The organism is Phyllobacterium sp. P5_D12 (assembly GCF_054049495.1).
Genome location: NZ_JBFUMG010001133.1, coordinates 1 through 628 on the forward strand (window position 1 = coordinate 1; position 628 = coordinate 628).

At 50.4% G+C, this 628-nt stretch carries 1 protein-coding gene; it reads left to right on the top strand.

Annotated features, from left to right (window positions below):
* Positions 1-330 precede the first annotated feature (330 nt).
* Entirely contained in the window at positions 331-531 is a 201-nt protein-coding gene (locus ACXJ5O_RS29120) for a hypothetical protein (protein ID WP_457302935.1), read from the top strand.
* Positions 532-628 lie beyond the last annotated feature (97 nt).

The following is a 628-nucleotide window of genomic DNA, read 5'->3' on the forward strand; positions in this document are numbered from 1 at the left end:
TAAGAGCTGTGAAACATAGGTCGGCGAGGGGTACTCGGATACTGAGGGATGCGTAGCCGGAAAAAGTTCTTACCGCAATAAGGCCTCCACTGGGTAAGTCGGTGCGGAGAACAGCTCCACTTTTGCGCAAATAAGTCGCAAAATTCCATCTACCGAATAAGAGTGGCGCGTTCTGGGGTTTCTCGAAGAGGGAAGACAGATACGAGTTGTTTGGCACGCGAAGTGATCGGTTCCTGCTCATACAATGYCAGGTGGCCGTTATGGTGGAATATCCACGAGTTCTGCTTTATACAGGACTCAAGTGCTACCTCCAAAGGATTCCGGGCGCACATGGCGTGGACTGTCATCGAAGCTAAAAAAGATTTCGGCCAAATAATTGAAGCCGTCAGACTATCGGGTGATCAGGTCATCACAGACGGTGAGGAGACCTATGTCTTGAGCCGGGTGGCGAAAAGTGACGGCAAAAACCTTCGAGAAATCCTCAGGCGAGGGGGCCCACTTGCAGAGGATGAGAACCTCGGTAGCGCCTGACTTTTAGTAATTTTGCGCCGGTTTTCCACAGAAATTACGATTTTAATTGTCGGGACATGCCGCTCTTGCTGCCGCGATTTAATTCTCAACCCAGTTC